Source organism: Spirochaetota bacterium, assembly GCA_035477215.1.
Classification (GTDB): domain Bacteria; phylum Spirochaetota; class UBA4802; order UBA4802; family UBA5368; genus MVZN01.
Genome location: DATIKU010000027.1, coordinates 1 through 6,612, shown reverse-complemented (window position 1 = coordinate 6,612; position 6,612 = coordinate 1). Strand labels below are relative to the sequence as shown.

The following is a 6,612-nucleotide window of genomic DNA, read 5'->3' as shown; positions in this document are numbered from 1 at the left end:
TATATGTCCAGCCTTCACAACCCTCGCCGATCGCCAAGTGGGATTATACCAGTCCCCGCGGAATACAGGAGGTCTTCGATCTGGGAAGAAGAGACGGGGAATACTTCGCAAAGACTTACAGCGTGCTCTGATAAATTAACTGAAAAATCTGCGCCCCGCTGTGCGGGCGAACATTATCGCCATGTTGGCATACGGCCTTCCGAATTCCGCCAATAAGTTACAGGTGTATTTTTTGTTGACATCGTTGCAGATGTCGCGGCATCATGTAAAGTAAGAAAATACTTATTAGTATAATATTTCTTATTTGCCGGGGGAATTATGAGAACATATGAGGAATTGAGCAAGAATGAACTGCGCGATCTTTTAAACAGGTCATGGATGACTCACGACGCAATGTGGTTCTACAATTCCGTGCTTGCAATCGGCATAGATAAAACCAATCCGATCAACCGGGCCGCGGTCAAATCGATGGCACAGGTGGAGGCAAAGCGGATCAAAAATGCGCTCGGATTCGGGGATATTTCAAGCTTCAGCGATCTGAAAAGTTTTCTGGAAAACGGATTCGAAGTCCTGCGTGGAGAGTTCATGAAATTCGAGTTGAGTTTTCCGGAGAAGAACAGGCTTCACTGGGAAATACCAGGGTGTTTTGCCTACGAAGGGGTGAAGGCGTTGGGGGTGATTGATGGTTATGAGTGCGGTATTTTCGATCGCGCGCATGGATGGTTTGAGGCGTTGGGGGTGAAATATGAGATGAAACCCTGTGTGCGGAAATGCCTTATGCACATGGACGGCAAATGTTCTGTGGATTTCATGTTTTCATTCGATTGAAGATGACTATTCGTGGGCGTATAAAGTGATTGTGTTATTGTATTTTGATTGATACAGGTCCGGTAATGAAAAAAGCATCCGAGAAAAAGACCATTTACGGAATAGTGACCGTAAGCGACAAGGGCCAGATCGCGATACCGGTTGAGCTTCGAAACGATCTTGATATAAAAAGGGGTGATCAACTCCTTGTGATACGGAAGCCGGACGATTCCGGGCTGGTGCTGATGAAACTTGACAGGGTCGAGGATCTGCTCTCAGGTATCCGGCACATGTAAGGGCGCTGACATGTCATGCCGTGCCTGCCTTGCGGGGAATTCGCGCCGTGCCGACGCGTCTACGGCTTTCGGCCGCTTGCAAGCCGCGCCGCGAGGCGTAAAAGGCCGCTTACACCGAAACGTTCGCGAAGAATGCGCACATAGAGCGTGGTCTGCGTAAACGGGACCGGTTTCAGCTTTTTTTTAACGATCAATTCCAGGGCTGAATGCGGGCAGACGCTCAGGCAGGCGCCGCATCCCAGACAACGGCCGGCATCGATGACGGCGAGCTTCCCGTCCATGCGGATGGCCTCCATGCCGCATCGTTTCACGCATTTTCCGCACCCCCTGCACCCTTCGATATCGACAACGACGACGCATGGCGAATGGAAATGCTCAGCGGGGCGCGGCAGTTTTTTAAGCGCGCGCAAAACATGACAGCAGTCGCCGCAGCAGCAGCAGATGAATTCCGGGGAGCGGGAGTTCTGAGGCTGTAAGATGAAGCCGGCTTCCTCGGCGCGGTCAAGCAGCCTCAGGGCCTCCTGCTTTTCAATGCGCCTTCCGGATCCGCGTTCCAGTACCGTACGCCCCGATTCCCCGAAGACGAAACACGTCTCCCTGATTTCTGAATGAGAACACGGTTTTCCGAGGACATCGTTGGACTGGCGGCAGACGCAGTTCTGGACAACGACGGGCTCCCCGGCGCCCGCTACGATTTTCCTGACATCGTTATAGGGGGCGACATTCAGGCGCGACTCGATCGCCCTGGCGACCGGAATGGTACGCATTTGCGGTGTGTCGCTGTGAAAAAATGCATCATGAAAATCATTTTCGATATACGCTTCGAAATCCCGTGCGAAATCCGCGCTTATACGGTCGACCTGGAATTCGAACATTCCGATCGCCAGCTGGCTGAGGCTGTATCTGCGTTTACCGGGCCCTCCGCTGGCGTCCATGGAGATGGCGCCTTTGCGAAACATTTCATACAGGTGCTCTTCCAGCGACCGCATCGAAATGGGAATGTCCCTCCCGGCGCGGCGGTGTATCCGCGCCACAGGTTCGGGAAGCATGCCGAGGTGGAGGGCGATAGATGCCTGAAGCGGGGTAAACAGGCGCCTGAGCAGGCTGATCTCGACTCCCGACCGGGCCGGGGGAAAGCCGATAGGCATGCGGTCGATCGCCTCACGAAGACGGGTGTAGACGTCGCTTCGCGGTGCTGTCGGATCGTACTGGTTTTGGCTCATTGGTGAGCGTCGAGTCCGGACTGTAGGGCGCTCCTGACCTTTTGCATCAGCTCCTCAATGTTAGCGTCGTTGTGGCCGGTGGTGTCGATTTTCGGATGGACCACCATGATGGCTTTGCCGGGAAGCAGGTTCATGGTATGCGCGGGCAGTATGTTTCTTGTATTAATAATCGTAACGGGAAGAAGCGGCAGTCCCATATCGATCGCGAATTTAAATGCGCCCTTCTTAAAATCGCCCAGCTTCCCGGAGGTCTGCCGCGTGCCTTCGGGAAAGAATATGACCGATGTTCCGTCGACGATCTTCTTCCTGGCCGCGTTTATCGAGGCGATCGCTTTCTCGTGGTTGGACCTGTCGATGAAAATATGGCCCACCTTCTCGCAGCCGATTCCGAGGCCGGGAACCTTGCGAAGCTCCTGTTTAAGAACCCATTTGAAATCGATTCCAAGCCAGCCGTACAAAACAAAAATATCAAAATGGCTCTGGTGGTTTGGTACGATGACGTAGGACTGTCTTTTGTCGATGTTCTCTTTACCGATAACCTTCACGGAAATGGGGGTCATATATCCGTTGAGACGCGACCAGACGGCCCCACCGATATAACTGCCTATTCTCTGGTTCACCAGTGTTGACAGTATGACGGCGATCGCCCCAAAAACCAGTGTGGAAAGTACCAGAAAAGGAATATAAACAAGCCATTTATACGGTTGATAGAGCACGACGAGAAATTTTCGCACCTTGCCCTCCGGAACGCCGGCTTTTGCGGGTATCGGCCCGCCAAAGTGGGTGTATTTATCATCCATACTAATATTTGTCCAGTCATTTTGCACTTGAAAACATAGCCGGAATTTCTACCATTGAAATACAAAACAATTGTAATTATCGTGGAACCTCGACCCAATGAGACAGACAGTGATTGTGTTGGGGACCACAACAGATATTCGACATTTAAGATATTGAGAATGGCCATATACTGACGGATTAAATTAGAATTGACGATTGCAACGGGAATCGATATCTTCCGCGTAAAGACCATCAAATGGAGAGTTTAATATGAAACTCACGAAAGCGGTTCTACTCGTATGTGCCGTGATGCTTCTGCTTCCCGCGTCCGGTTACGCGCTCCTCGATGTCGGCGTTTATGGCGGATATTCATTCGCCGGAAAGATTGAAACAGACACGGAAAGTATGAAAACCTCGGGGCCCGGGTTCGGCGTTTTCGGGCATTACACTACCGGCCTGCCTCTCATGCTGAGCTTCGGCATAGGACCCTTCTATCAGAAGACCTACCTCAGTTACGATCTGGCGAACAAGGAATACGAGGCCACACGCAGCATGCTCGGAGTCGATGTTTTCCTTCAGCTCGAGCTTCCCATCATCGTTCATCCGTATGTCCGCGTCGGTATCGCGGTAAAGGAATGGCTTGAGATTGATGATTCGAGCGGAAGCTCCACAAAAAGCGAATACTTTAAGAGCTACTACGGCGGGCCAGGCGTGGCATTCAAGGTCTTCCCGCTGGTAAGCATCTTCGGTGAGTATCTTTATACCAGGTCCAAACAGGAGGACGGTATAGTGTTAAAGGGAAGCGCGGTGCACGCGGGCGCAAAGCTTACCCTGTAATGAACGTTATAGCGGCGGGGCGCCCGGCGCCCCGCCGTGCTTCAGACGCCCGTCAGGGCGCGCAACATGTCGAAATAATCTTCGGATCCCCGCCTTCCCATATAAAAGGAGCGCGCGCCGAGTGGACCAGGCTTCGCGTCCGTATAAAACGCCCTCGCTCATGATCGCGCAGCAGTATCTGCAGTCTGTCGCTGTCGGTTTTGAAAACGATAACGTACGACTCCATGGGCGAAAAACGGCTTTTATGAATGCTCGAAACGTCAATGAACAGCGTACCGAGCCCCGGGGGTTTTGAATATTTGCCCGAAAGGATTGATGGGATATGGGAATGTCCGGACAGCCAAAGGTCGACGGGGTACTTTTTTAATACTTCAACAAAGCGCTCCGAGCGCCCGATCCGCATGGTCGGATTGATTGTGCTCAGTATTCCGACGCCGTGAAGCGCGCCGTGGGTAACGGTAACGATGATCATGTGACGGTTGCTCCGGAGAAGCCCTCTCCACCAGATAAAGGCCTCGTCCGAGATATCGGTCACCGCGCTTCGTATTTCGTCCGACATGAGTATGATCAGCATGTTTCCGATTTTCACGGCGTAATGGAGCGGTTTGCCGGTATAACGGAAATACGTCGCGATATCGTTCTGATCGTGGTTGCCTGCGATCTCGAACCACCAGGGTATGCCGGAGTCGCGACGCAGCCCGGCAAGCCATTCGTGATAGGCGGGCGCGTCGTCTTTTCGGTGCACCAGGTCGCCGGCAACGATGGAGGCGTATATGTCCGGGACATTTTTAACGATATCGGCCACGGCGGCCTCGTACTGCGCTTTTTCGCGAGGATTGCGCGGCTGGATGTCGGAATGGGCCCAGATGCGAAGGTAATCATCACGCCCCGCTTTGTCATGGCCGATGCCGACACCGGGGAGACAGCCCGCGCAGAGCATGCACAGCAAAAGGCATGCGGCGCGTTGCGCGACGGTTTTCATAATGGAGGGATATGGCATTTAGGATGATTTGATCACCGATAAGAAAACCAGTCAATCTGATTTTCCGAATCCGGATAAACGGCGCGCCGCTTCACAAGCGGCCGGCGTTTACTATATCGAGTTATGGGATCGGTAGTGATGTGCCGAATATTTACGGTCGGGGACATTTTATGCTTGATTGACTGGCGCCGAAACATATAGATTACGGCAAAGCGTTAAATAAAAGCATTGTCCCGGAAGGGAACGGCCGCCCCCCTTCCCCGCATTGGCCCGTAGAGGACATAATGAAAATCATCGCTATTTCAAATAACAAGGGAGGCGTCGGCAAGACGACCAGCACCGTCAACATCGCAGCCGCGCTTCAGATTCTCGGGAAAAAAGTCCTGGTGATCGACATGGACCATCAGGCCCAGTCCACCTACCACCTCGGCGTGCAGTCGAACAAGCTCAAGCGGTCCATTTTCGATGTCCTTAAGGGGGAGCTTCCATTCCGCGACATCATGATCGACAGAAGCGGCATGCATCTTTTGCCCTCCAGTCCCGATTTAAAGGGGCTTGAGTTCCTGCCGATACCCGCCAAGGAGTTCCTTCTGCGCGACGCCCTGGCGGACCTGGGCGATTATGATTATACGCTCATCGACTGTCCGCCGTCACTTGGCGTGCTTACGCTCAACGCGCTGACCTACGCGCACGAGATTTATGTGCCGCTTCAGGTGCAATTCCTCCCCTTCCACGGCATGTACAACCTGTTCGAGGCGGCCGAGATGGTGAAGAAGCGCCTCAATAAATCGATTGAGATAACCGGGATCATCGCGACGATGTACAACGCCAATAAAACGATCAATCGCGAGGTGGTCGAGGAAACCAAAAAGCGCCTGCCGGGCAAGCTCTTCGAAACGCTCATACGCGAAAACGTCTCGCTGCAGGAGGCGCCGAGCTGGGGAAAGACGATATTCGAGTACAAGCCCGATTCGAGCGGGGCGAGCGATTACATGGATTTGACGAAGGAGATTCTGGTCCGCAGCGCCTGAGGCGCGATGCCCGCGCGAAGCGCGGACGGTGCCGGGTGGTTCTTTCAATCACAGGCCCAGTATCGTCGAGATTATGGACAGAGGAATTATGAGATCAAAAATCATCGGACGTTCTTTGCTGTTAACGGCGGCATTGATCATCTTCCCCGCGGCGTGTACAAGTGCCGATGGCGATAACGAAAAAGGGATTAAAAACCTGTCCGATCAAAAAAACAGGGCGCCGGGGGAGTATCTGATAAAACTCGGCCGCGGCGCCGGAAAAGAGGAAATAGAGAAGCGTTACGGGAGATACGGCATCGTCGAAATGCTGTCCGTCGGTGACAGGCTGTACAAGCTTAAGATAAAGGAGGATCCCGGTCCGGAGATGATCCGGGAAATAGCAGAAAACGGCGGCGCCATCGAATATGCCGAGCCCAACTATATATACAAAACGGGCCCGCCCGGGAAACGGGGAAAGCTGAAATTAGGAGACTAAGCGGCGGTAATCGTGGAAACAGGGACACGATATCACCGTGTTGACGGTATCGGAAGAAAACCGGCCGCCGGAGAGGGAGCCCGAAAGGCAGCCTCTTCGGCGGGCGAGTACGGTTTACGGAAGGGTAAGTTTCTCCAGCGCGCCGTTCGCGTTTAGCATTCGCTGGAAAGCGACCTTTTCG

At 53.2% G+C, this 6,612-nt stretch carries 9 protein-coding genes; 6 read left to right on the top strand and 3 right to left on the bottom strand.

The annotated features are described in order from the left end of the window. The 3 genes from VLM75_05935 to VLM75_05925 form a co-directional block, all read left to right on the top strand. Positions 1 to 131 (top strand): patatin-like phospholipase family protein (locus tag VLM75_05935; protein HSV96461.1); only part of this gene is annotated, 131 nt, incomplete at its 5' end. Between the two features lie 187 nt (positions 132 to 318). Further along, positions 319 to 828, top strand: a complete 510-nt coding sequence (locus VLM75_05930; protein ID HSV96460.1) for a DUF6125 family protein — start codon at positions 319 to 321, stop codon at positions 826 to 828. 65 nt (positions 829 to 893) lie between these two features. Further along, the gene (locus tag VLM75_05925) at positions 894 to 1,103 is read left to right on the top strand and encodes an AbrB/MazE/SpoVT family DNA-binding domain-containing protein (protein ID HSV96459.1); all 210 of its coding nucleotides are present in this window, start codon (positions 894 to 896) and stop codon (positions 1,101 to 1,103) included. A 59-nt stretch (positions 1,104 to 1,162) separates the two neighbouring features. Here VLM75_05925 and VLM75_05920 read toward each other — a convergent pair whose 3' ends face one another. Both VLM75_05920 and VLM75_05915 read right to left on the bottom strand, forming a co-directional pair. Continuing rightward, positions 1,163 to 2,326, bottom strand: a complete 1,164-nt coding sequence (locus tag VLM75_05920) for a 4Fe-4S binding protein (protein ID HSV96458.1) — start codon at positions 2,324 to 2,326, stop codon at positions 1,163 to 1,165. Further along, complete coding sequence (locus VLM75_05915; protein HSV96457.1) at positions 2,323 to 3,126, bottom strand: lysophospholipid acyltransferase family protein; 804 nt, start codon at positions 3,124 to 3,126, stop codon at positions 2,323 to 2,325. The genes VLM75_05920 and VLM75_05915 overlap by 4 nt, the downstream gene beginning before the upstream one ends. A gap of 250 nt (positions 3,127 to 3,376) precedes the next feature. Between VLM75_05915 and VLM75_05910 the strand changes: the two genes are divergently transcribed. Further along, entirely contained in the window at positions 3,377 to 3,943 is a 567-nt protein-coding gene (locus VLM75_05910; protein HSV96456.1) for an outer membrane beta-barrel protein, read from the top strand. A 52-nt stretch (positions 3,944 to 3,995) separates the two neighbouring features. On the opposite strand, the gene VLM75_05905 is transcribed toward VLM75_05910, so the two are convergent. Beyond that, the gene (locus VLM75_05905) at positions 3,996 to 4,925 is read right to left on the bottom strand and encodes a metallophosphoesterase (GenBank protein HSV96455.1); all 930 of its coding nucleotides are present in this window, start codon (positions 4,923 to 4,925) and stop codon (positions 3,996 to 3,998) included. Positions 4,926 to 5,209: 284 nt separating this feature from the next. Here VLM75_05905 and VLM75_05900 point away from each other — a divergent pair, with 284 nt between their 5' ends. Further along, positions 5,210 to 5,956: a ParA family protein gene (locus VLM75_05900; protein HSV96454.1), complete on the top strand. Its 747-nt coding sequence runs from the start codon at positions 5,210 to 5,212 to the stop codon at positions 5,954 to 5,956. Between the two features lie 88 nt (positions 5,957 to 6,044). Continuing rightward, positions 6,045 to 6,431 carry a hypothetical protein gene (locus VLM75_05895; protein HSV96453.1) on the top strand — a complete coding sequence of 129 codons (387 nt, stop codon included), beginning with the start codon at positions 6,045 to 6,047 and terminating at the stop codon, positions 6,429 to 6,431. Positions 6,432 to 6,612: the final 181 nt, after the last annotated feature.

Coding starts and splice junctions, on each gene's coding strand:
- VLM75_05905 (HSV96455.1), bottom strand. CDS start 4,925: ATGAAAACCGTCGCGCAACGCGCCGCATGCCTTTTGCTGTGCATGCTC.
- VLM75_05900 (HSV96454.1), top strand. CDS start 5,210: ATGAAAATCATCGCTATTTCAAATAACAAGGGAGGCGTCGGCAAGACG.
- VLM75_05930 (HSV96460.1), top strand. CDS start 319: ATGAGAACATATGAGGAATTGAGCAAGAATGAACTGCGCGATCTTTTA.
- VLM75_05915 (HSV96457.1), bottom strand. CDS start 3,126: ATGGATGATAAATACACCCACTTTGGCGGGCCGATACCCGCAAAAGCC.
- VLM75_05920 (HSV96458.1), bottom strand. CDS start 2,326: ATGAGCCAAAACCAGTACGATCCGACAGCACCGCGAAGCGACGTCTAC.
- VLM75_05895 (HSV96453.1), top strand. CDS start 6,045: ATGAGATCAAAAATCATCGGACGTTCTTTGCTGTTAACGGCGGCATTG.
- VLM75_05925 (HSV96459.1), top strand. CDS start 894: ATGAAAAAAGCATCCGAGAAAAAGACCATTTACGGAATAGTGACCGTA.
- VLM75_05910 (HSV96456.1), top strand. CDS start 3,377: ATGAAACTCACGAAAGCGGTTCTACTCGTATGTGCCGTGATGCTTCTG.